Source organism: Exiguobacterium sp. BG5(2022), assembly GCF_031844365.1.
In the GTDB taxonomy this organism is placed as follows: Bacteria; Bacillota; Bacilli; order Exiguobacteriales; family Exiguobacteriaceae; genus Exiguobacterium; species Exiguobacterium profundum.
Genome location: NZ_JAUZVB010000001.1, coordinates 1,888,974 through 1,915,293, shown reverse-complemented (window position 1 = coordinate 1,915,293; position 26,320 = coordinate 1,888,974). Strand labels below are relative to the sequence as shown.

The following is a 26,320-nucleotide window of genomic DNA, read 5'->3' as shown; positions in this document are numbered from 1 at the left end:
TGCGGAATCGACAACAGATGAACTGTCGGATTAGACATTCGCAAATTTGGTAAAGTGATAAGGTAAGGGTAGTCACACACCCGAATCACAAGGAGGAAGCGAGATGATCTCAATGACGAATCAACCGATTTCACAAGATACGACGCTGAAACATCCGATTCATGTGTATTCAGAAATTGGAGAATTAAAAACGGTATTACTGAAGCGACCGGGCCGGGAGTTAGAGAACCTTACCCCGGAATATTTAGAGCGCCTCTTGTTCGATGATATTCCCCATTTACCGGTCATTCAAAAAGAGCACGATTATTTTGCGAGTGCGCTTCAAAATCGTGGTGTGGAAGTCCTTTACCTCGAAAAACTAATGGCCGAAACGTTATCACTCCCTGGTGTGCGCGAAAAGTTTGTCGCGGATATCTTATCGGAGTCCAAATCAAATATCAACGGTTCTTACGAAACATTAAAAGAGTATTTACTCGATTTTGATAACGAAATGTTGATTGAGACGGTGATGGCCGGTATCCGGAAATCGGAAATCAAGCCAGAAAAACGTCGACATCTGCATGAAATGATTGAAGATACGTACCCCTTCTTTTTGGATCCAATGCCAAACCTCTACTTTACACGAGACCCGGCCGCTGCAATCGGTCACGGACTCTCCATCAACCGCATGAAAGAACCGGCACGTCGCCGTGAATCGCTCTTCACGCAATACATTATGCGCTATCACCCACGCTTTGCGAAACATGATGTTCCCATCTGGTCGGACCGTGATTATCGGTTTGCGATGGAAGGGGGAGACGAACTCGTCTTGTCGAAAGAAGTCGTCGCCATCGGCATCTCGGAACGAACGACCGCGCAAGGCATCGAACGTGTCGCCCTCAACCTACTCAAGCATGGAGACAGCTTCAAAAAAGTCATCGCCATCGAAATTCCAAAATCACGCGCCTTCATGCACCTTGATACCGTCTTCACGATGGTCGATCATGATAAATTTACCATCCATCCGTTCATTCAAGGACCGGAAGGGAAGATGAACATTTTCGAACTCACGCTAAACGCGGAAGGTGAACTTCAGATTGCCCAGCACTCGGATTTGTTGAAGGTGTTAAAAGATGTCCTCGGCTTACAAGAGGCGACGTTGATCCCTTGTGGCGGTGGGGATCCGATTGCGGCAGCCCGCGAACAGTGGAATGATGGATCGAACACGCTCGCCATCGCGCCGGGTGTCGTGGTCACGTATGACCGAAACTATGTCTCGAATGAGTTACTTCGTAAAGAAGGCGTCGAAGTAATCGAAATCATGTCGAGTGAACTATCGCGCGGTCGTGGGGGTCCACGTTGCATGAGCTGTCCGATTATCCGCCAAGACATCTAAATGTGATAAGGAGGAAGCAGTATGTCTACAACGTTCAATTTTGATTTGAAAGGTCGTCATTTTTTATCGCTAAACGAGTTTTCGGGTGAAGAAATCAACTATTTGATCGATTTGTCTGCTGCATTCAAACGTCAGAAAAAACAAGGTGTTCCACATCGGATTTGTGAAGGTAAAAACATTGCCTTACTCTTTGAAAAACCATCGACACGGACGCGTTGTGCGTTCACTGTCGCTGCCATCGATTTAGGGATGCACCCTGAATATTTAGGCAAGAATGATATTCAATTCGGGAAGAAGGAATCGGTACGTGATACCGCGATCGTTCTTGGACGCATGTTTGATGGCATTCAGTTCCGTGGCTTCGCTCATGAGACGGTCGAAGGTCTTGCAAAAGACGCCGGCGTACCGGTGTGGAACGGTTTGACCGACTTGTATCATCCAACCCAAATCTTGGCCGACTTTTTGACGGTAAAAGAGCAAAAAGGAGAACTTGCCGGAATTAAATTTGTGTACGTAGGTGACGGACGGAACAACATGGGAAACACGTTGTTGATCGGTGGTGCAAAAGTTGGGATGGATATGCGAATCTGTGCGCCGAAATCGCTCTGGCCATCTGACGAGATCGTGAACTATGCGAAGTCGGTCGCCGTTGAAACAGGGGCTGTGATCACCTTGACAGAGAGCATTGAGGAAGCGATGGACCAAGCCGACGTCGTTTACACCGATGTCTGGGTATCGATGGGCGAGGAAGCGGCGTTCGCAGAACGAATCGAACTGTTGCGACCGTATCAAGTGAACATGGACATGCTTCAAAAGAGTGGCAATCCGGACATCATGTTCTTACATTGCCTTCCGGCATTCCACGACTTAGAAACGGAGGTCGGGCGGGCGATTCATGAGCAATATGGGTTGACTGAAATGGAAGTGACCGACGAAGTATTCCGTAGCCGTCATTCGTTCGTATTTGATGAGGCAGAAAACCGGATGCATACCATCAAGGCGGTGATGGCAGCGACGCTCACGGAGACACGCGAATGGCTTGATCGTTGACGAGGAGGGGGTTTCCCCTCCTGCTTCAAAATAAGCGAAAGGGATGAGTAGAATGTCTACGAAGTTGGAGCATGACTCAGGTGGTTCGGCTGGAGTACATCCTGAAAAGAAAGATAAGCGGTTAGGTCTCGGAGCGTTGACGGCACTTGTCGTCGGGTCGATGATTGGCGGTGGCGCCTTTAACTTGGCTGCCGATTTGGCGCAAGGTGCGAATGCGGGTGCCATTCTTATTGGTTGGGTCATCACGGGAATCGGGATTATCGCGCTCGGTCTCAGTTTTCAAAATTTGACGATGCGTCGTCCAGATCTCGATGGTGGCGTATACAGCTATGCACGGGCAGGTTTTGGATCGTTCGTCGGATTTAACTCGGCATGGGGATATTGGTTGTCTGCCTGGCTTGGAAACGTGGCGTATGCCACACTGCTGTTCAGTTCGGTCGGTTATTTCTTCCCGATTTTTGAAGGGGGACAGAATATCGCGTCGATTATTGGCGCATCGATTATGCTTTGGCTCGTGCATACACTCATCTTACGTGGGGTACATGAGGCATCGATGATCAACATCGTCACGACGATTGCCAAGCTCGTCCCAATTTTTGCATTCATTACGATTACCTTGTTCTTCTTTAATCTCGAAAACTTCACCTTCGATTTTTGGGGACAAGGCGGCTTCTCATGGGGAAGTGTTCGTGACCAAGTCGTTTCGACGATGCTCGTGACACTTTGGGTCTTTATCGGTGTGGAAGGGGCCGTCGTGCTATCTGGCCGTGCTCGGAAACGTTCGGACGTCGGGAAAGCAACCGTTATTGGGCTACTTGGAACGCTCGTCATTTATTTGCTCATTTCTATCATGTCGCTCGGTCTCATGACTCCCGAAAATGTAGCGAACGCCTCGCAACCAGCGATGGCATATTTGCTCGAGTCGGCCGTCGGTCCGTGGGGTGCGATGCTCATCAACGGGGGACTCGTCATCTCTGTCCTTGGCGCATGGCTCGGTTGGACGCTGTTAGCGGCAGAAATCCCATTCGTTGCCGCCAAAGATGGAGTCTTCCCGAAATGGTTCACGAAAGAGAATCAAAATCAAGCTCCTGTCAATGCCCTTTGGCTAACGAATGGGTTGATTCAGCTCTTCCTCTTCACATTCTTGATTTCAGATGCCGCATATAACTTTGCCTTTTCTCTCGCTTCGAGTGCGATTTTGATCCCATACGTGTTCTCGGCCTTTTACCAAGTGAAAGTGGCGAAGAACGGAATCGGATACAGTTCCGGTGAACGAAAAACACGCGATTTAGCGATTGGATTGGTCGCTTCCGTTTATGGACTATGGCTCATATACGCCGCTGGAATCGATTATTTACTTCTCACTACACTTTTATATGCACCGGGAACCCTTCTCTACATGAAGGCACAACGTGAAAATGGCATCAAGTCACTCACTAAAACGGAATGGATGGTCGCCGGTGTGTTGACCGCACTGGCCATCTTCGCAGTCGTACGCATACTATCGGGTAATATCTCAGTCATTTGATCGGGGGTATGGATATGGAGAAAAAACGTGTGGTCATCGCCTTAGGCGGGAATGCGATTCAGCAAGGCAAAGATGCGACAGCCGAAGCACAAATACAGGCAGTTGAGGCAACGGCGGAATCTCTCGCTGCACTCATCGCTGAAGGAGTCGAGGTCATCATCACGCATGGTAACGGTCCGCAAGTTGGAAACCTGATGTTGCAACAAGCCGCATCAGACAGTCCAGCCACACCAGCGATGCCGCTTGATGTCTGTGGTGCGATGACGCAAGGGATGATTGGATACTGGTTTGAAAACGCATTGACCAAAGCACTGCGTGCACGTGGCCTTGAACAGCATGTGGCCTCGCTCGTGACACGAAGCATTGTCGATCCGAACGATAGTGCGTTTCATCATCCGACTAAGCCAATCGGTCCATTTTATACGGAAGACGAGGCACTTCATCTCGAACGGACGACGGGTTATGTCTTCAAAGAAGACGCAGGACGGGGATATCGTCGTGTCGTCCCGAGTCCGATCCCTATGAAAATCGCCGAACACACCGTCATTCGAACACTCGTTGAAGCTGGGCACATCGTTGTCGCTTCCGGTGGCGGTGGCATTCCGGTTATGGAGACAGCGGATGGATACGTCGGCATCGAGGCAGTGATTGATAAAGATTTCGCGGCTGCAAAACTGGCTGACCTCGTCAACGCAGATGTGTTACTCATTTTGACGGCTGTCGAACATGTGTATGTCAATTTTGGGCAGCCAGATGAGATGGCACTTCAAGAAACGTCGAAAGAACAGATGGAGACCTATATCGCTGAAGGGCAGTTTGCACCAGGTAGTATGTTGCCGAAAGTAAGAGCGGCGCTTCAGTTTGCCGAATCCGGTACGAACCGTGTCGCCATCATCACGTCGCTCGATCAGGCTTTAGCAGCCATTGACGGGGAAGCGGGCACACGTGTCCGCCTGGCTCCATCGCTCCAACAATAAGAATGTGTCGCAGACGTGAAGCGTTTGCGACTTTTTTTGTTTTCTGCCCGGATTCAAGGGGAAGGAATGTTGTATGCCAAAAATGAGATTGCTATCATATTCAGTGTAAACGTTTGCGCTAATTTCAGGAAGGAAGTGACGGAGAGCGGAATCGCTCGAGTGTATGCGCCTATTCGAAGAAAATCATGTATATGAGTCGTGGATGAGACCAAAAGCAAGGGAAGAGGCAATCGTGCAAGGAAGCTGTTATCGATTCACCGTTTTGACGAGTCAGTTGATTCGGATGGAATACGCGGAAGACGGAATTTTTGAAGACCGTGCCACCCAAGTGGCGTGGAATCGGGAATTTGACGTTCCACAATTCCGAGTGATTGAAGATGAGACAGAGCTCCAAATCATCACAGAACATGTTCATTTGTATTATACGAAAGGTCCGTTCGCACCGAACACGCTCTATGTGGACGTGAAAGGGAACTTTAGTACGTATTATAGCCGCTACATGTTCAACGGTCCGGAGCGGACACTGAAAGGGACGGCGCGGACGCTCGACCATGTGGACGGGGCGACGGAATTAGAAGAAGGGATCCTCTCCAAACAAGGGTATGCGATCATTGATGATTCATCCTCATTTTTGATGACGGATGATCGCTTCGTCGAGCCGAGACGAAAAGGAATTCATGACATTTACTACTTTGGATATGGCCATGACTATAAACAGGCACTTCGAGACTTTTACACGTTGACGGGTCCGACACCGATGCTTCCTCGTAAAGCGCTCGGGAACTGGTGGAGCCGGTACTGGCGATACGACGAAAAAGAGTATAAGACGTTAATGCGCCGTTTCAAGTCAGAAGATGTCCCGTTCTCGGTCAGTGTCATCGATATGGACTGGCACGTGACGGACATCCCCGAAGAGTACGGGAGTGGATGGACGGGCTATTCGTGGAACAAAAACTTGTTTCCCGAACCGAAACGTTTCCTCAACTGGTTAAAGGATGAGGGAATGATGGTAACGTTGAACCTGCATCCCGCGGACGGTGTCCGTGCGTTTGAAGATCAGTACGTGGCGATGGCCGAGGCTATGGGCGTCGATCCGGAATCGGGGGACCGAATCCCGTTCGATTTTTCGGACAAACGATTCATTCAAGCGTACTTCGAACAAATGCACCATCCACATGAGGCAGACGGCGTTGATTTTTGGTGGATCGACTGGCAACAAGGGTCGACCTCGAAGATGGAAGGACTCGACCCGTTATGGATGCTAAATCATTATCATGCCATTGATATCGCCCGTGACGGCAAACGCCCGCTCATTTTTTCTCGTTACGCCGGACCAGGGAGCCACCGTTACCCGGTCGGATTCTCAGGAGATACAATCATCTCGTGGGCATCGCTCGCCTTCCAGCCGTATTTTACAGCGACAGCGACAAACATCGGCTACGGGTGGTGGAGTCACGACATCGGAGGGCATCATCGCGGGGAAAAAGATGATGAACTCGCTGCGCGTTGGGTCGCATATGGGGTGTTCAGTCCAATCATGCGTCTCCACTCGACGTTCAGCACATTTAACGGGAAAGAGCCTTGGCGTTTCGGAATCGAAGCCGAACAGTCGATGAAGCGATTCTTACGCTTACGTCACGAACTCATCCCTTATCTATATACGATGAATTATCGTAACCATGCCGATGCGCTACCACTCGTGTTACCGATGTATATCGAACATCCCGATGACGAAGCGGCTTATCAGGTACCGAATCAATTTTATTTTGGCAGTGAACTCATTGTGTCCCCAATCATCACACCGATGGACCGGAAGCTCCACGTCGCCGGAACGAATGTCTGGCTACCAAAAGGAGAATGGTTCGATTTCTTCACAGGACATCGTTACGAAGGCGACAAGTCGATTCGTGTATTCCGCGGTCTTGATGAACAACCAGTCTTCGCCAAAGCGGGTGCCATCGTTCCGCTCATGCCACATAAACCGCATGAGAATGAGACGGGGAACCCGAGCGAGCTAGAAGTACTCGTCTTTCCAGGTGCCTCGAACACGTTCACGATGTATGAAGATGACGGAGAAAGCCGCGATTATGAGACGGGTGCCTCGCTTGAAACGACGTTCACGCTCGACTGGGAAGCGCGGACGCTTCTCATCGAGATGTCAGGAGACTTGACCCTCGTTCCAGCGAAGCGGACATTGACCATTTTGGTCCGAGGTGTTGTCGGGGAAGGAGACTACGACGCTGAGACGCAGACGCTACACATTCCAATCGGTGAATTGAAGCAAGAGCAGACGGTGGCGCTCCCTGCCAATGTGACGCAGAACGCTCATCGACTTGACCGTCTCTATCGATTCTTAGACCGAGCAGAAATCGCCTATGATTTGAAAGATCGGTTGTACCAGATGGCGACAACGAAGACACGTCTCGAAGCATGGCTGTTTGACCTCCATGCGTTAGAACTCGATCGAGATTTGCAAGACGCGTTATTAGAACTGATGTTGGACTAAAATAAGGGGGGAGACCCCCTTTTGTCATGTCAGAAAACTGTCGGATTTTGAAAGCGTTATCATTTCAAATCATTTTATACTTAAGGTAGGGGGATTTAACTAGAAATGAGGGAATACAGATGCGACACAAGTGGACGATTGATGATTTACGGCAGTTGACACTGTTTGCGAACTGTTCGAGTCGAGCGCTTGAACAGCTCGTCCCATACGTCTATTGCCGAACGTATCGAAAAGGACAACTCCTATTCATGGAAGGAGACCCGCGAGAGCGCGTGTATTTCTTAATGAATGGATACATCAGACTCGAACGGATGAACGAGCATGCGACGCATCAGTATGCGGACTATGTGAAACCCAAACAGTTCTTCCCGTACAACGGTTTATTCACGGAGGAAGACTACCGTCATACGGCTGAAGCGGTGACGGATATTGAAGTCATCTACATCCCGACCGAACGATTCGAGCGGTTTGTGTCCACACAGTCGAACATGCTGCTCTATATCATCGGACAGATGAATCGTATTTTAGATTTACATGAACGACGTGTCCAAGAAATTATTACCCCGAGCGCGAAAGAACGTGTACTCAATACCATCCATTTTTTGATTGAAGATTTAGGGGAGCCGGACGAGCAGGGGGTACGTGTCCGCTGTCCGTTCACGGCGATGGAACTATCTCGTCTATCCGGAACTTCCCGGGAGACGGTTTCTACGATTTTAGCGAAGCTTCGCAAAGAAGACGTGCTTCGAATGGACGCGCACCAACTTGTGATTGAGCATCCTGAATATTTTGATCAAGACTTCGATTGACGCCGCTCGGGAGAGGGCGTCTTTTACATGTCGGAACGAGCGGAGCGTTCGCTTCAAGACGTAGCATATTGTATAATTAGTGATGAATCTCACAAAGCAATCGGATTGTGAATAGAGAAAGGATGAATGCAGTGAAACGACTGCAAGCCCTTGCGTTCGCCGAGCGAGGTCACATCATTGGACTGGTATTGTCTGCGGTCATGATTGGACTATCGATTTTGGCGCAAGCGTATTTAATCGTCGACATTGTCGACCGAATCTTTTTAAAAGATGAATCATTTGAAGCCGTCATTCCGGCGTTACTTTGGCTCGTCGTCGCCCTATTGGCACGAGCACTTTTTGGATACGTCTCCGGGCGAATCGGGGCGAGTTTATCGGAAAAAGCGAAACGGGCGTTACGTCTGCAATTGCTAGATCGCTATGCCACGAGCCCGGTCGAGTCCTCTTTGACGGGACAATCTGGGAAGAAGGTCAGTGTGTTCATGGATGCTGTTGACGAGGTTGACGCCTACTTCAGTCAATATTGGCCACAAGTGATTCAAACCTCGATTATCCCGCTTCTGATTTTGGTTGTCGTCTTCAGCCAACATTGGATTTCAGGTGTCATCATGATGGTGACGGCACCGTTTATCCCTTTGTTCTTTATTATCATTGGGATTGCGACACAGAAAAAATCTGAGGAACAGATGGAGAAGATGAATCAATTTTCCGGAAAGTTTTTGGATGTCTTACAGGGTTTGACGACACTTAAACTCTACAACCGGACCGAACAGGAAGCGAAAGCGATTGAGAAGAGCAGTCTCGACTTTCGGGATGCGACGATGGTCGTCTTAAAGACGGCATTCTTATCTGGCCTTATGCTGGAATTCATTTCGATGCTCAGTACCGGTGTCGTGGCACTGGAAGTCGCGCTACAGATGGTCGTTTGGGAGAACTTGACGTTCTTCTCTGGCTTCTTGATTCTTGTGTTGGCGCCAGAGTATTACTTGGCCATCAAAGACCTGGGCAGCGCCTTTCATACGGGACGTGGCAGTATGGGCGCAGCAGACCGGATCTTTGACGTATTAGACGCTCCGGATGATCGCATTCAGTGGGGGACGAAGTCGCTTGGTTCACGGAAGCCGGATCTTGAGCTTGAAGAGGTATCGTTTGAGTACGCTGGTGGACGCTTTTCCCTTCAGCCATTGAGTGGTCGCATCTCGTCGGGCACCCACCTCGCGTTAGTTGGTGCGAGCGGTTCCGGGAAGACGACTGTCCTCAACGTGATTTCAGGACTTTTGCAGGTGAAATCAGGTCGTGTTCTCGTAGATGGTGAACCTTTGCATACGTATGACGAATCTACCTGGTATGGAAATATTGCATATATCTCTCAAAATCCGTATCTGTTCGCCGGGACACTCGCCGAAAACATTGCCTTAGGTGAGGTGGCTGACGAACATGCGTTACTCGAAGCAACCGAGGCAGCTGGACTATCCGAGGTGATTGACCAGTTGCCGAACGGGATCTGGACAGAACTCGGAGAAGGTGGATTTGGACTATCCGGTGGGGAACGGCAGCGCCTTGCACTCGCACGTGCTTTCTTTAAGCGACCTGGTATTTTATTGTTTGATGAACCGACGACCGGTCTCGATTTGAAAACAGAGCGGATTGTCAGACGCTCGATTGAAGAGCTGTCAAAAGGTGCAACGTTAATCACGGTTGCGCATCGTCTGCATACAATCAAAGAGGCAGACACGATTTGGTTCATGGATGATGGGAAGCGAATCGCAGAAGGGACGCATGAAGTGTTACTCGCTGTCCCAGAGTATGCGGAGTTGTTTGCACTTCAGAAAGGGGTGAGCCGATGAACTCGCTTTGGACGATTACAAAATGGATGATGCGCGAAAAGAAAGACATCCTCCTCTCCATCTTCTTTGGATATGCAGCAGGGATTGCGGCGGTCGCCCTCTTCGCGGCAAGTGGCTATCTCGTATCACGCGCCGGGCTCGTCCCGCCCCTGTATGCGTTGATGGTACCCGTCGTCTTGATTAAACTGTTCGGTGTCATCCGGGCAGGAAGCCGTTATCGGGAACGTCTCGCATCGCACCGAGCAACGTTTACGATTTTGAGTGAGTTGCGCGTCCGGTTCTATCGTCAGTTAGAGCCGCTCGTTCCGTCCATCTTTGCGAAATATCGGAGTGGGGATTTGCTCGCACGCGTCGTTGGGGACGTCGAGAGTCTTCAAAACTACTTTCTTCGCGTGTTTTATCCGCCAATCATTCTCGTACTCGTCTTTTTGAGCACCATCTTCTTTGTTACCTTTTACTCGTTTGCGGTCAGTCTATGGATCTTGTTTGGTGTACTCATCACGGGGTTCTTGATCCCGCTCGGCTTTGCACGAATCCGCGCCCGTCACGATGAGACGATTCGTGGATTGCGCGGAGATGTGTCGATTCAATTGACAGAGATGTTGTTCGGATACCGGGATTTAAAACTTCATCACCAACTCGATCGCACGAAACAAGCTGTCTATTCGTACAGTGAACGTTACATGGAGGCGGAGCGGAAAGACACGACGAATCAATTCTTTAATTCTGCGCTCGTCGTTGCCGCTTCCTTACTCGTCTCATGGGGCGTCTTGGCCATCGGTGCGTATCAGGTGGTAAATGGAGACCTGAACGGGTTGTTCTTGGCAATGCTGATCATGATGTCGCTCACAGCGTTTGAGAATACGACGCCGATGGCCGTGTTCCCCGGTCACTTTGCAGACAGTAAGCAAGCAGCAGATCGTTTGTTTGAAGTGACGGAGCCGAGTGAAACGATTGAGGAGCGTGAGGCGAAACGTCATGATGTGACGTTTACGGCCGCACCGTCTATTTCATTTGATCATATTCGCTATCGCTATCCAGACACGTATCGAGATGTGATAGATGAGGTAACGTTACACATACCGAGCGGTTCGAAGACGGTAATCGTCGGACCGAGCGGGTCAGGGAAGTCGACGTTACTTCAACTGGTAATGGCTTTCGTTCGGACGGAAGACGGCACGATTCGATTGGATGATTACAATATGAACGATGTCAAACAAACATCTATTTGGCAACATGCAAGTGTTGTCTTGCAAGACAATCATTTCTTTTACGGAACCGTACGGGAAAACCTGGCGTTAGCCGGTGACTTCACAGATGAAGCGATGAACGTAGCACTTGAGCGCGTCCGTTTGTCATTCTCGCTAGACGAACCGGTCCTGGAGAAAGGGGCAAACTTGTCAGGTGGAGAACGTCAGCGCCTCGCCATCGCACGGGCACTTCTTAAAAACGGACTTCTTTGGTTGCTTGATGAACCGACATCGGCACTCGATGCAGGAACAGAGGCCCATGTCTTTTCTGAATTGCTACAGCAAGCCGGAGGGGGCACACTCATTCTTGTCAGTCACCGTTTGACGGGTCTCGAAACGTTTGATCAGATTATCGTCATGGAAGCTGGACGGATCGTCGAGGTCGGTTCTTATGAGGAATTGATGACGAAACGTGGCATGTTCTATGAATTGAAACAAATCGAACAAGAAGTGTTCGCATCATGAAAAAGACGAGCAGCCCCGTCGGTGGGCTGCTCGTCTTGTTTATGGCAAATATGGGTGCAACAAATGGGGGTTGTCGCAATGCTTTCAAAAAGAGTGTCGTGGAGGGGAATCCACGTGACGTGATATGTTTGGGGAACGTGCACGCCAAGCTTTTGGGAAGCTACAACTAGAGTATAGTTGATAACGATTCTCATTGTCAATAAGAATAATAAAAAAATCCATACGTGCGAACACGCATGGATTGGGTCATGAATTAATTCGAGGCTACGCCTTTTTGAACCGTGAATCGAATCAAACTGAACAAGTATCTCGTGAAGAAGAGAGCGAACGCATAGAATAGCGCAATGAACGGTGACTGAAGATCAATCCCCGGGATGTTCATCAAGAACTCTAGAACGAGAATAGAGAGTAAGAATACGTAGAGAGCGGCATCTAAATAAAGTGGCATAAGACGACCGCGTTGATGCCAAAACGTGCGGATGAGTGGTGCCACGGTCATCCCGATAATCCGTTCCGCAAAGCCGATACTGAGAACGGCGATGATGAATGCTGGGATCGTGTTAAAGGTCACCAAATCCGAGAATACGAAACCTGAAATCAATAAGAGAGGACCGATGATAATCATCATCGAAAGTGAGGTCCGGAAGAAAATCCACATGTTTTTCTGAATCGAACGAATCCCACCGATTGCCGATTGTTGAAGTGTCTTTCCACGTCTATAATCAATCGCGAACGAGCCGATAAACATAATTCCAAATAAAGATAACAAAACTGACATGAACGATGTTTCCCCTTTTCTGAATAAATCATGATGTATCGATCTGAATCAAAGTCTAGCCTAGTTTAACGATTCATTTCGAGAAAGTAAAGCGAGAAAACGCGCTCAAGTGTGAGGAGTTTGACACATTAAGAGGCGAGGATGAAACGATTCCGACCGGACTCTTTTGCGTGATATAACGCTTCATCTGCATGTTTTAACACACTGTCGATTTCAATATCATTCGAATGGCAAGCTCCAAGCGAAACAGTGATGTGGAGCGTACCGGCACTCGTCTCGAACGGGAACGTTGAAACCTTTTCTCGAATAGATTCAGCAAGCTGCGATACTTCTTCTCGATTAGCATGGGGCATGACGATTAAAAATTCTTCGCCGCCGAAGCGACCGACTAAATGGCGCTCATTGCTCTCATTCACGAGGAGCATGCCGAGCTCGCGCAAAACATCATCTCCGACGTCGTGACCGTATGTGTCATTCACCCGTTTGAAATGATCGATGTCGACCAAAATCAATGCGTATTCTTCTGCCTCGACCGTCAAGTTGGCCATGGCTTCGTTCAAGAGACGCCGATTGGCAATCCCGGTGAGCGCATCTGTCCGCGCCAGTTGCTGTTGATGTTGGACGTTCTCGAAGTGACGGCGTAGTTCGAGCAGTAATCGATAGGCGGCGCACGCTCCCCCGTAAGACATTAACGTATAGACGATTAAGACGGGATAGAACAAATTTAGTGGAAGCGCGGTATAAATCGCTGCCCCAAAAATGGCAATACTGATTGTAGTGAATACGAGCAAAGTGGGCCGAGTATTATCCATGCGTTTCCGTAAAAGACCTGTTAAGACAATTAACGTAACTATTGTGGCGATGGCTAGATAGAGACCGAGCATGGTACCGTCTGTAAAGAACAGAACTAGGGAACGACCGATTAATAATATGATACCTGCGACAGCACCACTCACCCATCCCCCGAATAGAACGGCAAGCAAAACGGGAATATTACGTAAGTCGATGAGTATCCCCTCGAGCGGTAAGGCATTTACTAAAAGGAGGATGGCAATCAATCCGGTCTGTACCCCAAGTAAAATCCTTCCTTTGAGAGGAGACTGTGGCGTCAGACGAGGGCGGTTTCGAAACGGTAAAAAGGAAATCGTGAAGAGCGTGAACAAGATACACAGGTTGATAAAGAACGCATTTATGATTGTGAGCATCGGAGCTCCCCCTTATCCCGTATGGAAATATTTAGTTACAGTATATAGCATCTAGTTGGAAACAAACAGGAATAACCTGCTTGCGGAAAGAAACTCTCTTGAATGATTATTCAAGCAAATCGTTTTGGAATCCTTTTGGATTTGTTCAGGTTCTCCTCATCTTTTAGAACTTTCGTTATGGAAAATCGAAAGTTTGGTATGATAAGAGAAAAGGAGGACTGTCCGTGCGTTACTGGGATCATTTTAAACGAGCGTTTATTCCGATTGCGCTCATTTTGATTGGATTAGCGATCTTTTATACTTTATCGGCTCGAGATAATATGGTGTTGACGCTATTAGGGGCTGCGATTGTTGGAGTCATCTTATTTTTGGTGATGCGTCATGTGAATCAGGTGGAAGAGGACTAAAGCGAGAACACATTTTGTGGTTCTCGTTTTTTGTTGTCTTGCCACATTTTTGGGTACACTACAAAGTAAGGAGGGATTTATCATGGCAAAAGCTACATTTGCGGGAGGCTGTTTCTGGTGCATGGTCAAACCGTTTCATAAATATGAGGGAGTGGAGCGTGTCATTTCTGGATATACAGGAGGACATGTCGACAACCCGACGTATCAACAAGTCTGTTCGGAGACGACAGGACATTTAGAGGCGGTTGAAATCACATTTGATCCAGAAGTCATTTCGTATGAGGAGTTGTTACGCATCTATTGGCGTCAAATCGATCCCACAGATGGCGGAGGGCAGTTCAATGACCGCGGTGAATCCTATCGTCCAGCCATCTTCTATCATTCAGAAGAGCAACGGGTTGCAGCAGAGCGTTCGAAACAGGAAGTGGAAGATTCGGGTCGGTTCGATCGCTCGATTGAAGTCGATATCCGTCCTGCGAAAACGTTCTGGGAAGCGGAAGACTATCATCAAGACTACTATAAAAAAAATCCGTTCCGTTATGAGATGTACCGTGTCGGTTCAGGGCGCGCGAAGTTCATCAAAGAGGCGTGGAGTGATCGCAAACAACAACAAGCACTTCGTGAACGCTTGACACCGATGCAGTATAAAGTGACTCAAGAAAACGGGACAGAGCCACCGTTCCAAAATGAATATTGGGATGAAGAGCGGGAGGGGTTGTACGTCGATATCGTCGACGGGACACCACTCTTCACATCTCACGATAAGTTTCAGTCGAATTGCGGATGGCCGAGCTTCTCACGCCCAATCGAGGAGAAGCGAGTCGATTTGAACATGGACACGACGCACCACATGGTACGGACAGAAGTCCGTTCAAAACAAGGGGACAGTCACCTTGGTCACGTGTTTGATGACGGTCCGAAAGAGCTTGGCGGCTTACGCTATTGCATTAACTCGGCCGCTCTCCGATTCGTTCCTGTAGAAGAGCTTGAAGAGGCCGGGTACGGGGAATATAAACACTTATTCAACAAGTGAAGGGGAGAGCCGTATGTTCACAGCCGTCAAACAACAAATTCGATGCGAGACGATCGGGACCGTCCTTGATTTTTACGACCAGTCGATTCGACAGCTTTCGGAAGAGGCGAGACAAGAAAAATATGCGAAGATGAGTTCGAGCCCGTTCTCGTTCTTTCGGGGTAGCTCACACTTGTTCTACTACGACTTTGCGAAAGTGCCAATCGCGTTTGACACAGGTCCCGATCATCCGACGTTCATTCAAGGAGACTTACACTTTGAAAATTTCGGTGTGTTCGAAGACGGGGCCGGTACCATCATCTATGACGTGAACGACTTTGATGAGGCGTATATCGGTTCATACCTGTTTGATTTGTTGCGGATGGCGGTCTCTGTCGATTTATTCGCCGCCGAGTCCGGGTTCGATGGCAAAGCAGCCATTCAAGCGTTTGCTGAGTCCTATGCCAAAGCCATTGAAAAACATGCGCTTGGACGAAGTGAGCATATTCAATTCACGAAAGAGAACACGTGTAAAGCGGTCAAAAAAGTTATTAAAAAAGCGGAGAAGAAGAAAGATGAATTCATGTCCGAACGGACGGAGGTAAGAGATGAGGAACGTTATTTTTCAACGAGTGACGACTTGCTTCCCATCTCCTCGGAAGTACGGGAGAAAATTGAAGCGGCATGGGGCGATTATCTGTCTTCTTTGTCAAATCAACACCGACATCATGCCGATCACTATGAAATCAAAGATATCGCCATCAAACTTCAAAGCGGAACGGCTTCTATCGGATTAGAACGCTACTATATTTTGATTGAAGGTGCCGATGAAGAGCATGATGAAGATGTCATTTTAGAGATGAAACAAGCACAATCTGCCGTCCCGTCTCTCTTTCTTCCGACACATCCGCTGTTTGAAAACGGATTGTCGCATCAAGGCGCTCGTGTCGTCGCTGCGCAACGGGCAATGGTCCACAGTCGTGACCCGTATCTCGGCTATTTGACGATTGACGACAAAGAATATTATGTGAGGCAACGTTCTCCGTATAAGCGAAAAGTGAAAGCGAAACATATGAAAGATGAGACGTCGCTCATTGAGACGTTGAAGGTGCAAGCGCAAATCACGGCGAAGATTCATGCACGGGCCGATGCGACCTCCAATGTGCTCGATTATACGGCAAGCGAACGAATCGCGGCGGCAATCGGTGACTCTCCGTCCCTGTTTATTCGACAGTTATCGAGATGGGCTGATTTTTATGCAAATCAAGTTCGTTTTGATTATGACGCCTTTTTAAACTGGGTCGAGTCAAGGAATCGTTAAGGAACTTGCGAATTGAGGATGAAATCCTGCACAATGGAAGCGTAAAGGATGTGTACGGACTATGATTACAGAACAACAAGTCATCGCCCAAATGCGTCAGGTGATGACACAGATTGAGTCGTCAACCGGCGAAGCGCAAAAGCGTCATTTGGCAAAGTTAATGGGTTTTTGTGAACTCTTGTTAGCGGAGACGTCTGAAGCAAAAAGCGTTGGGGCATCACAGTCCCCGACCGTGACAAGTGAAACGAAACCTCCGCTTGATCGTCAGATGGCCGCTTTTCTCGGGATTCCCATGGAAGAAGACGAACAACCTAAATCCGATTCATTGCTCGATTTTTGAACCACATGTGATGCACATGTGGTTTTTTTGTGGATTCATTTTCATTGACTTAAATACCATAGGGGGTATAATGGGTACAAGAAACGAAATGCAAATGGAGGCGTGAATATGTTGGACTTTCTTTTTGTGGCAGTCGTCATTGGACTTGTGTATTTCTGGTGGAGTCGTCGAAACAATATAAAAACAGTCTCGACGGATGATTTAAAACGAAGAATCGCAGAAGAACGGAACATTCAATTGTTGGACGTACGTGAGCCGCATGAATACCGTGGGGGACATATCAAGCAAGCGAAAAATGTACCTTTATCCGGATTCGGTAATGCTCAAGCGAAATATCCGAAAGAAAAAGAGCGTCCAGTCTATGTTATCTGTCAGAGCGGGATGCGTAGCCAACGCGCGGCAGCGATGCTGAAGAGTGCCGGATATACCGACGTTTATTCTGTAAAGGGTGGAATGAACTTCTGGCGTGGATAATAGATGCGACTGGACGAATCGGTTCAGTCGTTTTTTGTCACCACGTTTTCTCTTTTGCATTTTCGGGGATTCTGCTACGGTAGGGAGAGAGTGAAAGAGAGGAGATCAATCCAATGGCAGTAATTTTATTTGATATCGATGGCACGTTAGTAGATACGACCGGACCGATGACGAAGGCGATTCATGAGGCACTCGAGGAGCTTCCTCATCTTCCGAAACCGAGTGAAGAGGCGGTCCGTTCAGGATACGGCTTGGCAGGTAACGCGTTTTGGGAGCATGTCATCCCAGAAGCGACGCTTGAGGAGATTCGTCTCATTCGCAGACTCCGTCATACGACGCTTGAGCAAACGATGGAAGGACAAAATGTCTTATTTGACGGAATTCGTGAGATGTTGGAGACACTTCACGAGCAAGGTCATACGCTGACGACAGCGAGTAACTGCGGTGTTCATTATATGAATTTGATTTTAGATACGCAACAGATTCGTCCATATATGACGGCACCCGAATGTTTAGAATCTGTTGGGGGCGAGAAGAAGGCAGACATTCTGACAGCGCACCGTGTCCGGCACGGAGAGGCGGACTATATTATGGTCGGTGATCGTAAATCGGATGTCGAGGCGGCTCGCGCTCATGACTTCCCCGTCGTCTTGACAGGATTCGGGTTCGGTAATGAAGAAGAGTGGGCACTTGCAGATCACGTGATTCAATCTCCACACGATTTAGTCGAGTGGGTCAACCGATAAGAAAAGGCTTGTCGCATATCAATGTCGACAAGCCTTTTTGTATACCTATACTCACAATCCGAGAGAGATGTATTTTACTTCTAAAAATTCCTCAATACCGTGATGACCGCCTTCACGACCGAGTCCGCTCTCTTTCCAACCACCGAAAGGCGCTTGCGGCGTTGACGGAAGTCCGTCATTCACACCGACAATCCCATACTCTAACGATTCAGCTAAATAGACCGCTTCATTGATGTCTTGCGTGAACAAGTAAGCGGCTAAGCCGAACGGCGTGTTGTTCGCCCGTTTGATGACTTCATCGAGCGAATCGAACGTTGCAATCGGTGCGACGGGTCCGAACGTTTCTTCGTTCATGCAGAGCATGTCTTCATTCGCATAACGGATGACAGCAGGACGGATGAATAAGCCGTCTAGCACCTCGCCACCGTATACTTCACCGCCACGAATCTGCGCGTCCTCGATATGCTTTTCGACTTTGCTGAGCGCATCGTCATCGATGAGCGGACCGATGTCGACACCTTCCTCTAGTCCGTTCCCGACTTTCAACGCTTCGACCTCTTTAATGAAACGCTCCGAGAATTCATCGACGACGGCGCGTTCGACATAAATTCGGTTCGCACAGACACACGTCTGTCCACCGTTTCGGAATTTCGTGGCGACCGCTTGCGGAACAGCCTTATCTAAATCCGCTTTAGCTGTGACGATGAGCGGGGCGTGCCCACCCAGTTCAAGCGAAATCTTTTTCATCGTGTCCGCAGCATCACGCATGAGCATTTTCCCGACTTCCGTGGATCCTGTGAACGTCAACTTTCGGACCCGTTTATCTTGTTGCCACGCTTTGACGATATCTGACGCTTGTCCTGTGACAAGGTTGATGACCCCTTTTGGGAATCCGGCCTTCTCCGCTAATTTCACCAATTCGATGGCGGTCAACGGGGTCGCCGATGCTGGTTTCATGACGACCGTACAGCCCGCAGCGAGCGCTGGAGCAACTTTCCGTGTGATCATGGCAGCCGGGAAGTTCCAAGGTGTGATGGCTGCGATGACGCCGACCGGTTGTTTGATGGCAAAGATTCGTTTTTGGTTCGATGAAGCAGGAATCGTCTCACCGTATACACGACGCCCTTCTGCCGCATACCAGTCGATGAATCCATTTGCATAGTTGATTTCGCCGATCGCTTCTTTGAGCGGTTTTCCTTGTTCCTCGACCATCGTTCGGGCAAGCTCTTCCGTATGTTCTGCAATCAAACGATGCCATTCAGTAAGTAGCTCCCCTCGTTCTTCTGCTGTTTTTTGTTGCCATTCTTCTAACGCCTCATGCGCAGCGTCGACGGCTTGTGTCGCTTCTTGTGTATCACTTTTTGTCACGACGGCCATCACATTGCCTGTGGCTGGATTTCGTACCTCGATCGTTTGTCCCGTTTCTGTCCATTCCCCATTAATGAAGTTTTTCTCTTCTCGCATCTTGATTTCCCCTTTCCAAAAAGTGCACAGTTAATTAGAGGATACCCGTTTTTCTGAAACGCACACAAATTTACAAAAAAAAGAGGGGATACTATGTGGATCATCGTCATTGGCTATTTAGTCGGAAGTCTGCTCGGGGGCAGACTGTATGGGGTGCTAAGTGGACATGATTTAGCGACAACTGGTTCGAAGAATACCGGTGCACGCAATGCGCATCGCATCGGTGGAGTAAAGGCGTTTCTAATCGTCTATGGATTCGACGTGCTCAAGACGATTCTCGTCCTACAGATGAGCGGACCATATTTTTGGCAGACGGCGTTCGCGCTCACGCTCGGGCATATTTATCCATTTTGGCGAATCCGTGCGGGAGGGAAGGGATATGCCGTTTTTTCTGGAATCATATGGGCATATGAGCCGTGGTGGTTTATTGGGGGTCTTGTTATCTTGTTACTCTTAATCAAATTAACGGGGAACTCTCGCGAGACGGGATTAGTCATGCTTACGTTATTACCGTTGGCAGCTTTCGGAAGTCTCGAAGATGTCATCTGGGCCATACTCATCGCTATCGTGATTACGTATCATCATGTGAAGGAGGAAAGAACATGATTGTGTATCGAAAAGCCGAAATATCAGATTTTGAAGCGATACATCGGTTAAATTACGAAACATTCGTTGAAGAGATTCCACAACATCCACCAAATCCGGAAAGGCGACTTGTCGACCGATTTCACGAAGAAAATACATATTGGATTGGAGAAGTGGATGGGGAAGTGGTCGCCATGTGTGCGTTACGTGGCAAACGGCCGTTTTCGTTGGAACAAAAAGGAGTACGCATTCCTGATGGGAATTGGCTTGAGATTCGCCTCCTCGCTGTGACTAAACCCTATCGACGCAATCGGACGTTCGCTGGATTGATGCGCGCGGTCATCGACGATGCGACAGAGCGTGATGTCGATGGTATTGTCATCAGTGGAACGACACGTGAACAAGTGCTCTATCATCGATTCGGGTTTGTGCCGTTCGCGGATCCGATTGGTCCTGACGAAGCGAGATATATTCCGATGATGTTGACGCGTTCGGCTTTTTATGAATCCAAATCAGCATCGATCCTACGTCCAAAAAGTTTACTAGCAGGACCCGTTGAATGTTCGGACCGTGTAAGAGAACGACTCTCGATGCAGCCGCGCCCACATCGTTCAAACGAAACGGGACGAGTGCTTGAAGCGGTACAACGAAAACTGGCGGAACGAATCGGACTCCCTCATGTCTATACGCTCCTTGGAAGCGGGACCGTCGCTAACGATGCGGTCGCGGCTCGATTGGACGGACACGGCCTCATTTTCAATGCGGGTGAATTTGGAGAACGCTTGATTGACCATGCCCGGCGTGTCGGTCTGTCTTTTGACGTGGTCGCAGTGGACCAAGAGGGACAATGGGATATTTCGCAACTTGAGCGCATTGCACCAGACTGGGTATGGACGGTTCATTGCGAGACATCGTTAGGGATTTTAATCAACCTTGCCCCGCTTCATACATGGCAAGGCGTTGTCGCCATTGATGCGATCAGTGCCGTCGGAACCTTCGTCTATGACTATTCGTTTGCGGACTACGTGACCTTCTCTTCAGGAAAGGCGTTACGGAACGCCCCGGGTCTCGCGTTCGTGGCAATGAAGCATCCAGCGATTGCGACACCACATACAGCGCGCTATTTGGATCTATCCCTCTATCAACCGATTGCCTTCACACAATCGGAACCGCTTCTCTCAGCGATGGCGATCGCGCTGGATGAGTTGAAAGAAGATGAAGTCGTTTCACATTCTGTAAAGATGAATACGTTGCTTAATGCCTTACAAGAGAACGGTTTATCGGTCGATGTGTGTCCCGCCCAATCACCTGGCATCATCACGATTCCAGTTCCGTGCGAGCTATCCTCGGTCGAGCTCGGGCGCCAACTGTCCTATCAAGGCTATCTCGTCCAGTATGAGAGTGACTACTTAAAGCAGGCGAACGTCATTCAAGTATCGACCATGGGTTGGACGACACCTCGCATGATGCGTGACGTCGGTGCTTATATCGCACAATGGATTCAACAAAAAACCGCCACTGCTGAGAGTGACGGTTCGCTTATACTCGAAAGTCTTGGCGTGCCAAATGACGAATCTTTCGTCCGAGGCGTCTCCAATTGAAATAAGCTAAAACGGAGACGACGCCACCTGACCAGAAGAGCCATTCATCCGGTCGAATATAGCCGAGTAGGCCGACGAGCAAACCGAGCAAGATGACGATGGCATTGAACGTCTGACGGTGCAAGAGTTCCTTGGATTCAAGGTTTCGTTGGAACATCGCTTGCTCCGACAGACGTTTTCGTGTCGGTTCTTTTAAGTAATTATCCAGAAGTGGAGGAACGTTTAGCAGTTTCTTCGCGTAGTTGATTCCGGTCTTCACGTAACGATTTTGAAGCGTTGTCCCGTCTTCCTCGAGCCATTCGATGACAATCGGTTTACCGAGTGTGAACAGATCGATTTTCGGATCGAGGATTTGCAGAATCCCGAGCAAGGTCGAGGCGGCCCGACCGAAGAAGGCAAATTCTGCCGGGAGCTGAATCGGTTCGTTTTTGACAAGCAATTGAATGTCCTGTAACACCTTCTCAATCAATTTCGTATCGACGGTATCGATGTCCGTTTCTAGGTAGAAAGTGACCGCTTTCTCTAGTGCTTGGCGAATGTTTTGTTTGTTTGCCGTCGGTAAGAGGAAGCGCAAGTCTTCTAATCCATCGACGATGCTATCATAGTCGAGCGAGATGAACGCCTGTAAGATATTCCGAATCGTGGCCATGTCTTGCGCCGTTGTCTGTCCGACCATACCGAAATCGAGTAAGATGATGGTGCCATCGGCTCGAATTTGGACGTTTCCGGGGTGTGGATCGGCATGGAACTGCCCACCAAACAATAGCTGTTCGGCAGCGAGTGTGAAGAGTCGTTCAGCTAGGGCGGAACGGTCGATTCCATTTTCTTTTAAAAAGGCGAGGTCGGTGATTCGGCGTGCGTCGACCCAGTCCATCGTCAAGACGCGGTTCGTACAGAGATGTTCGTGATAGTCCGGGATGTAAACGTCTCGGTTATCGGCGTATTTGGCTTTAAAATACAGGGCGTTTTTTAATTCAGTTTGGAAATTTAGTTCATCCCCGATGACAAAAATCATTTGGCGATATAAGCTATCTAAGTCGGTTGATTTAGCGAGGGATGTCCGCTTTAACATCGATGTGACAATCCGCATCGCACGGAAGTCGGTTCGGATGATTTTTTCGATATTCGGACGCTGGATTTTGATGGCGACCCGTTTGCCGTTTTCAAGAAGCGTGGCACCATATACTTCTCCGATGGAAGCCGAGGCGACGGCGTCGATGCCGACGTCTTTGACGACTTGGGTATATGGGACGCCCCATTCTGCCTCTAGAATCGCGCGCGACTTCTCCCAACCAGACGTCGGGACACGGTCGACGAGCTCTGACAGCTCGTTCAAGACGGCGGGTGGTAGCAAGTCTGCACGAATTGATAAGAATTGTCCGAGTTTGATTAACAAGCCCTCGAGTCGTAGCGCGTTACGCTTATACTCACGCGCGAGCTTGAGCATCAGTGCTTCATATTCTTCTGTCGTGGCGACACCTTGTTGTTGTTTGCGTGAAAAGGCGTACAGCCGAATGATGAATCGGGCGAACATGGTGACGATAATCCATATGCGGAACAAAGCGATACGTTTCATTGTAATACCGACATCCTTTACGACAGTCGCACGACTGACCTGAATTTTTGTAACTATACTTTACCATACAATGCGTTGAAGAAAGGGCAAGGGATGTTCATGGAGTGGGAATTGCTCAACGTCGTCGGAACGATTGCGTTCGCGGCGAGCGGAGCCATCATTGCGATGGATGAAAAATACGATATTTTTGGGGTTTGGTTACTGGCGTTTATCACCGCCTTCGGAGGCGGCGCGATCCGAAACGTCCTGTTAGGAAACCCCGTCAGTTTAATTTGGCAACAGAATGATTTATTTATTTTATGTTTTCTGGTCGCACTCCTCATCTTCCTGCTCCCGAGTGTCGTATTGCCACATTGGGAACGCTGGGGTGTCATTGTCGACGCCATTGGTCTCGTCGCTTTTGCCTTTCAAGGGGCGCAGGTCGCAATCAAGCTTGATTTACCTTTATCTGCTGCGATTGCGGCGGCTGTCTTGACTGGCGTTGGCGGAGGTGTGGTCCGGGACTTATTGGCAGGACGTAAGCCTCTCGTCTTACAATCTGAGGTGTATGCGATTTGGGCGATTCTCATTGCGGTCATTACGTATTACTTCAAGCTCGAAGGCGGTCTTGCTGTGTACGCGCTTTTAATTGTCGTCGCGACACTTCGAGTGATATCCTACTATCGGAAGTGGAATTTACCAGCACGAAAAGTCAGATAAGGGGGAACGGAAATGAAGATATTATTAATGATCGGTGCCGGATTGATGGCACTCGGTGTGGCACTTGGTGCATTCGGCGCCCATGCGCTAAAAGAGAGATTGGCGCCAAACATGTTGGCAAACTGGCAGACAGGTGTGCTCTACCATATGGTGCACGCGCTTGGAATCATTGGGATTGCAGCGCTCCTCATGCGCGTGAGCATCAGCCAGTTCAACGTGGCCGGTTGGCTCATGTTTGCGGGGATCGTCTTCTTCTCAGGAAGCTTGTACGTCATGGCATTGACGGGAATTACAAAACTCGGAGCCGTGACACCGATTGGCGGCGTGTTATTCATCGCTGCCTGGATCTTTGTCATTGTCGGTGCGATGAAACTATAACTTGAGAATCCATTTATTCGATATCCATGCTTTGCTCATGTTCACATGCAGCGACGGCATGGATTTTTTTGATGAGTCATCCTATTAATTGGAAAAGGGATATACAGCCCTATTCGCTTATTATTTTAAAATAAGGTAAATAATTCTCTATTTACATAAAACATTACAGAAAGATGTCAAATCGAACAGTCTGAAAAGGTATTGGTAAATAATAAGTTCTATGCATTCATTGTCCGCACCTTTGTTCTTGCGTAATAAAATTGAAATATAACTTTAACAGGAAAATATCTATCAGTTAGATATAATTAGTCGTGTTGAAACTCAACCAAATGATCGTTTTTGTTACATACTGAAACGGCTTTAAATATGTAGTGTAGTAGGTACTCACGTTTGTCATTTAAGAAAGGATGTACCCCATTCATGAATTGGAAACGCACAGTCTCGACGTTGACGCTCGGTGTGATGCTCATCAGCACACATACAGTTGCGGATGCATCGACTTCGATTAAAGAGAAGCAAGAACAACAACAAAAAGTAAAAGAAAAGCGCGACAGTGTGAAAAAAGACCAGTCAGAAACATCTTCAAAAATTGAAGGAAACAAGGAAGAGATTTCAAAAGTTCAGGCTGAGGTCAACAAAATGGACGCACAATTGCAAGACATCATCAATGATGTCGCCATGAAACGCCAAGAAATCAAGCGCACCGAGATGAAGATCGAGGATCTTGAAGCCGATATTAAAGATTACCAAGAAAAAATGAAGGCGCAAGAAGCGATGATGAAAGAGCGTATGGCCACGATGCAAAAGAACGGTGGCGGTTCAATCAACTGGGCTGAGTTCATCTTCGGTTCAAAAAATCTCTCTGATCTCGTGACACGTATGATCACAGCTGGAACGATTCAGCGTAGTGACCAAGAGTTGTTTGATGACTATGAAGCGACACAGCGTTCGTTGAAAGAAGCGCAGGCTGACTTGAAAGCAGAGCGTGCTTCACTTCTTGAACAACAAAAAGCACTCGAAGTGCGTCAAGCCGAGCTTGAGAAGAAAATGAAGCAACGTGAAAAACGCATCAAAGAGCTTGAAGAGAAGAACATCAAGTTCGAATCGCAAATCTTTGACCTTCAAGAGATTGAAGCAACATTAGTCGCTCAAGAACAGGCAATCGCGGCTGAAATCGAAGCGCAGCGTCGGGAAGAAGAGGAAGCCCGTCGTCGTGCGGAAGAAGCAGCTCGTCAAGAGGCGGCACGTAAGGCGGAAGAAGCCCGCCAAGCAGAAGCTGCACGTCAAGCTGAGGCTGCCCGTCAGGCAGAACGAGAAGCGGAAGCAGCTCGTCAAGCTGCTCAACAAAAGCAAGACAATAAATCGAATACCCCGTCTTCGTCGTCTTCAAACAACACGGCGGCATCAACGCCAGCTCCAAAACCGGCACCGGCTCCAACGCCAGCTCCGAAACCAGAGCCAAAACCGGCGCCGACGACATCGACGCCAGCTCCGTCTAGTTCGATGTTCATTCAACCGGCTTCAGGACGCTACTCACAAGGATGGGGTCCGGCGAGCGGTGCGTTTGGTTACACGTTCCATAACGGTGTAGACATCGCTGGTCCAACAGGGACACCGATTCGCGCATCTGCGACAGGTACGGTCATTCGTGCAGGTTGGGGTGGCGCATACGGGAACCACGTCATGATCGCACACGTGATCAACGGTCAAGTTTGGACCACGGTCTATGCGCACATGAACTCGGTATCTGTCAGCTCTGGACAGCGTGTGACGCAAGGGTCGAACATCGGGACACTTGGAAACACAGGGAACTCTTCAGGTCCGCACTTGCACTTTGAGATTCATAAAGGCGGCTACTCATACTCGGCAACGAGCGCAGGTAGCACGGTCAATCCGCGTCAGTTCTTCTGATGCATCAACCAGAAAA

The 26,320-nt window shown here is 48.8% G+C and carries 23 protein-coding genes; 19 read left to right on the top strand and 4 right to left on the bottom strand.

Annotated features, from left to right (window positions below; all coding sequences use genetic code 11):
• Positions 1-145 precede the first annotated feature (145 nt).
• From arcA to cydC, 8 genes are all read left to right on the top strand, one after another.
• Positions 146-1,375, top strand: coding sequence for an arginine deiminase (gene arcA / locus Q9R25_RS09755; protein ID WP_031422019.1), 1,230 nt, complete (start codon positions 146-148; stop codon positions 1,373-1,375).
• 21 nt (positions 1,376-1,396) lie between these two features.
• Positions 1,397-2,425 (top strand): ornithine carbamoyltransferase, encoded by a 1,029-nt coding sequence (argF, locus tag Q9R25_RS09750; protein ID WP_196431358.1) that lies wholly within the window; start codon positions 1,397-1,399, stop codon positions 2,423-2,425.
• Between the two features lie 52 nt (positions 2,426-2,477).
• Positions 2,478-3,953: an arginine-ornithine antiporter gene (gene arcD, locus Q9R25_RS09745; protein WP_012727520.1), complete on the top strand. Its 1,476-nt coding sequence runs from the start codon at positions 2,478-2,480 to the stop codon at positions 3,951-3,953.
• A gap of 14 nt (positions 3,954-3,967) precedes the next feature.
• Positions 3,968-4,930: a carbamate kinase gene (gene arcC, locus Q9R25_RS09740; RefSeq protein ID WP_196431357.1), complete on the top strand. Its 963-nt coding sequence runs from the start codon at positions 3,968-3,970 to the stop codon at positions 4,928-4,930.
• A 163-nt stretch (positions 4,931-5,093) separates the two neighbouring features.
• A complete protein-coding gene (locus Q9R25_RS09735) occupies positions 5,094-7,436 on the top strand; it encodes a glycoside hydrolase family 31 protein (RefSeq protein WP_196431356.1) in 2,343 nt (780 codons plus the stop codon).
• Positions 7,437-7,555: 119 nt separating this feature from the next.
• Positions 7,556-8,245, top strand: coding sequence for a Crp/Fnr family transcriptional regulator (locus tag Q9R25_RS09730; protein WP_196431355.1), 690 nt, complete (start codon positions 7,556-7,558; stop codon positions 8,243-8,245).
• A gap of 122 nt (positions 8,246-8,367) precedes the next feature.
• Complete coding sequence (cydD, locus tag Q9R25_RS09725) at positions 8,368-10,092, top strand: thiol reductant ABC exporter subunit CydD (RefSeq protein WP_196431354.1); 1,725 nt, start codon at positions 8,368-8,370, stop codon at positions 10,090-10,092.
• Positions 10,089-11,807, top strand: a complete 1,719-nt coding sequence (gene cydC, locus Q9R25_RS09720; protein ID WP_214690382.1) for a thiol reductant ABC exporter subunit CydC — start codon at positions 10,089-10,091, stop codon at positions 11,805-11,807. Before cydD ends, cydC begins: the two co-directional genes overlap by 4 nt.
• A 253-nt stretch (positions 11,808-12,060) precedes the next feature.
• On the opposite strand, the gene Q9R25_RS09715 is transcribed toward cydC, so the two are convergent.
• The gene (locus tag Q9R25_RS09715) at positions 12,061-12,585 is read right to left on the bottom strand and encodes a hypothetical protein (RefSeq protein WP_159563058.1); all 525 of its coding nucleotides are present in this window, start codon (positions 12,583-12,585) and stop codon (positions 12,061-12,063) included.
• 128 nt (positions 12,586-12,713) lie between these two features.
• Positions 12,714-13,790: a diguanylate cyclase gene (locus tag Q9R25_RS09710; RefSeq protein WP_159563057.1), complete on the bottom strand. Its 1,077-nt coding sequence runs from the start codon at positions 13,788-13,790 to the stop codon at positions 12,714-12,716.
• A gap of 224 nt (positions 13,791-14,014) precedes the next feature.
• On the opposite strand from Q9R25_RS09710, the gene Q9R25_RS09705 reads away from it, so the two are divergent.
• The 6 genes from Q9R25_RS09705 to Q9R25_RS09680 all read left to right on the top strand — a co-directional run bounded on the left by Q9R25_RS09705 (position 14,015) and on the right by Q9R25_RS09680 (position 18,090).
• Positions 14,015-14,197 carry a hypothetical protein gene (locus Q9R25_RS09705; protein ID WP_031422036.1) on the top strand — a complete coding sequence of 61 codons (183 nt, stop codon included), beginning with the start codon at positions 14,015-14,017 and terminating at the stop codon, positions 14,195-14,197.
• Positions 14,198-14,279: 82 nt separating this feature from the next.
• Positions 14,280-15,230 carry a peptide-methionine (S)-S-oxide reductase MsrA gene (msrA, locus tag Q9R25_RS09700; protein WP_311283088.1) on the top strand — a complete coding sequence of 317 codons (951 nt, stop codon included), beginning with the start codon at positions 14,280-14,282 and terminating at the stop codon, positions 15,228-15,230.
• 13 nt (positions 15,231-15,243) lie between these two features.
• Positions 15,244-16,530: a DUF2252 domain-containing protein gene (locus Q9R25_RS09695; RefSeq protein ID WP_074035520.1), complete on the top strand. Its 1,287-nt coding sequence runs from the start codon at positions 15,244-15,246 to the stop codon at positions 16,528-16,530.
• 61 nt (positions 16,531-16,591) lie between these two features.
• Positions 16,592-16,870, top strand: coding sequence for a DUF5327 family protein (locus Q9R25_RS09690; protein ID WP_078147766.1), 279 nt, complete (start codon positions 16,592-16,594; stop codon positions 16,868-16,870).
• Between the two features lie 108 nt (positions 16,871-16,978).
• The gene (locus tag Q9R25_RS09685; RefSeq protein WP_215243593.1) at positions 16,979-17,344 is read left to right on the top strand and encodes a rhodanese-like domain-containing protein; all 366 of its coding nucleotides are present in this window, start codon (positions 16,979-16,981) and stop codon (positions 17,342-17,344) included.
• 113 nt (positions 17,345-17,457) lie between these two features.
• On the top strand, positions 17,458-18,090 hold the full coding sequence (locus tag Q9R25_RS09680) for an HAD family hydrolase (RefSeq protein ID WP_031422042.1): 633 nt from the start codon (positions 17,458-17,460) through the stop codon (positions 18,088-18,090).
• 51 nt (positions 18,091-18,141) lie between these two features.
• On the opposite strand, the gene Q9R25_RS09675 is transcribed toward Q9R25_RS09680, so the two are convergent.
• A complete protein-coding gene (locus Q9R25_RS09675; protein WP_196431350.1) occupies positions 18,142-19,554 on the bottom strand; it encodes an NAD-dependent succinate-semialdehyde dehydrogenase in 1,413 nt (470 codons plus the stop codon).
• Between the two features lie 93 nt (positions 19,555-19,647).
• Here Q9R25_RS09675 and Q9R25_RS09670 point away from each other — a divergent pair, with 93 nt between their 5' ends.
• Complete coding sequence (locus tag Q9R25_RS09670; protein ID WP_159563054.1) at positions 19,648-20,160, top strand: glycerol-3-phosphate acyltransferase; 513 nt, start codon at positions 19,648-19,650, stop codon at positions 20,158-20,160.
• Positions 20,157-21,740, top strand: a complete 1,584-nt coding sequence (locus Q9R25_RS09665) for a GNAT family N-acetyltransferase (RefSeq protein ID WP_215243594.1) — start codon at positions 20,157-20,159, stop codon at positions 21,738-21,740. The genes Q9R25_RS09670 and Q9R25_RS09665 overlap by 4 nt, the downstream gene beginning before the upstream one ends.
• Here the strand turns inward: Q9R25_RS09665 and Q9R25_RS09660 are convergent.
• On the bottom strand, positions 21,679-23,316 hold the full coding sequence (locus Q9R25_RS09660; RefSeq protein ID WP_159563052.1) for an ABC1 kinase family protein: 1,638 nt from the start codon (positions 23,314-23,316) through the stop codon (positions 21,679-21,681). The two genes, Q9R25_RS09665 and Q9R25_RS09660, sit on opposite strands and share 62 nt — an antisense overlap.
• Before the next feature lie 93 nt (positions 23,317-23,409).
• Between Q9R25_RS09660 and Q9R25_RS09655 the strand changes: the two genes are divergently transcribed.
• From Q9R25_RS09655 to Q9R25_RS09645, 3 genes are all read left to right on the top strand, one after another.
• Positions 23,410-24,015: a trimeric intracellular cation channel family protein gene (locus Q9R25_RS09655; RefSeq protein WP_012727503.1), complete on the top strand. Its 606-nt coding sequence runs from the start codon at positions 23,410-23,412 to the stop codon at positions 24,013-24,015.
• A gap of 12 nt (positions 24,016-24,027) precedes the next feature.
• Positions 24,028-24,393 carry a DUF423 domain-containing protein gene (locus tag Q9R25_RS09650; protein ID WP_074035530.1) on the top strand — a complete coding sequence of 122 codons (366 nt, stop codon included), beginning with the start codon at positions 24,028-24,030 and terminating at the stop codon, positions 24,391-24,393.
• Between the two features lie 420 nt (positions 24,394-24,813).
• A complete protein-coding gene (locus Q9R25_RS09645; protein ID WP_074035532.1) occupies positions 24,814-26,304 on the top strand; it encodes a murein hydrolase activator EnvC family protein in 1,491 nt (496 codons plus the stop codon).
• The last annotated feature ends 16 nt before the right edge of the window (positions 26,305-26,320 follow it).

Excerpts from the sequence above, each read along its gene's own strand:
- Q9R25_RS09665 (WP_215243594.1), top strand. The coding sequence starts at position 20,157 with ATGATTGTGTATCGAAAAGCCGAAATATCAGATTTTGAAGCGATACAT.
- arcD (WP_012727520.1), top strand. The coding sequence starts at position 2,478 with ATGTCTACGAAGTTGGAGCATGACTCAGGTGGTTCGGCTGGAGTACAT.
- Q9R25_RS09695 (WP_074035520.1), top strand. The coding sequence starts at position 15,244 with ATGTTCACAGCCGTCAAACAACAAATTCGATGCGAGACGATCGGGACC.
- Q9R25_RS09710 (WP_159563057.1), bottom strand. The coding sequence starts at position 13,790 with ATGCTCACAATCATAAATGCGTTCTTTATCAACCTGTGTATCTTGTTC.
- arcC (WP_196431357.1), top strand. The coding sequence starts at position 3,968 with ATGGAGAAAAAACGTGTGGTCATCGCCTTAGGCGGGAATGCGATTCAG.
- Q9R25_RS09670 (WP_159563054.1), top strand. The coding sequence starts at position 19,648 with ATGTGGATCATCGTCATTGGCTATTTAGTCGGAAGTCTGCTCGGGGGC.
- cydC (WP_214690382.1), top strand. The coding sequence starts at position 10,089 with ATGAACTCGCTTTGGACGATTACAAAATGGATGATGCGCGAAAAGAAA.
- Q9R25_RS09660 (WP_159563052.1), bottom strand. The coding sequence starts at position 23,316 with ATGAAACGTATCGCTTTGTTCCGCATATGGATTATCGTCACCATGTTC.
- Q9R25_RS09645 (WP_074035532.1), top strand. The coding sequence starts at position 24,814 with ATGAATTGGAAACGCACAGTCTCGACGTTGACGCTCGGTGTGATGCTC.
- msrA (WP_311283088.1), top strand. The coding sequence starts at position 14,280 with ATGGCAAAAGCTACATTTGCGGGAGGCTGTTTCTGGTGCATGGTCAAA.
- Q9R25_RS09685 (WP_215243593.1), top strand. The coding sequence starts at position 16,979 with ATGTTGGACTTTCTTTTTGTGGCAGTCGTCATTGGACTTGTGTATTTC.
- Q9R25_RS09650 (WP_074035530.1), top strand. The coding sequence starts at position 24,028 with ATGAAGATATTATTAATGATCGGTGCCGGATTGATGGCACTCGGTGTG.
- Q9R25_RS09655 (WP_012727503.1), top strand. The coding sequence starts at position 23,410 with ATGTTCATGGAGTGGGAATTGCTCAACGTCGTCGGAACGATTGCGTTC.
- argF (WP_196431358.1), top strand. The coding sequence starts at position 1,397 with ATGTCTACAACGTTCAATTTTGATTTGAAAGGTCGTCATTTTTTATCG.
- cydD (WP_196431354.1), top strand. The coding sequence starts at position 8,368 with ATGAATGCAGTGAAACGACTGCAAGCCCTTGCGTTCGCCGAGCGAGGT.
- Q9R25_RS09730 (WP_196431355.1), top strand. The coding sequence starts at position 7,556 with ATGCGACACAAGTGGACGATTGATGATTTACGGCAGTTGACACTGTTT.
- Q9R25_RS09735 (WP_196431356.1), top strand. The coding sequence starts at position 5,094 with ATGCGCCTATTCGAAGAAAATCATGTATATGAGTCGTGGATGAGACCA.
- Q9R25_RS09675 (WP_196431350.1), bottom strand. The coding sequence starts at position 19,554 with ATGCGAGAAGAGAAAAACTTCATTAATGGGGAATGGACAGAAACGGGA.
- Q9R25_RS09690 (WP_078147766.1), top strand. The coding sequence starts at position 16,592 with ATGATTACAGAACAACAAGTCATCGCCCAAATGCGTCAGGTGATGACA.
- Q9R25_RS09715 (WP_159563058.1), bottom strand. The coding sequence starts at position 12,585 with ATGTCAGTTTTGTTATCTTTATTTGGAATTATGTTTATCGGCTCGTTC.
- Q9R25_RS09680 (WP_031422042.1), top strand. The coding sequence starts at position 17,458 with ATGGCAGTAATTTTATTTGATATCGATGGCACGTTAGTAGATACGACC.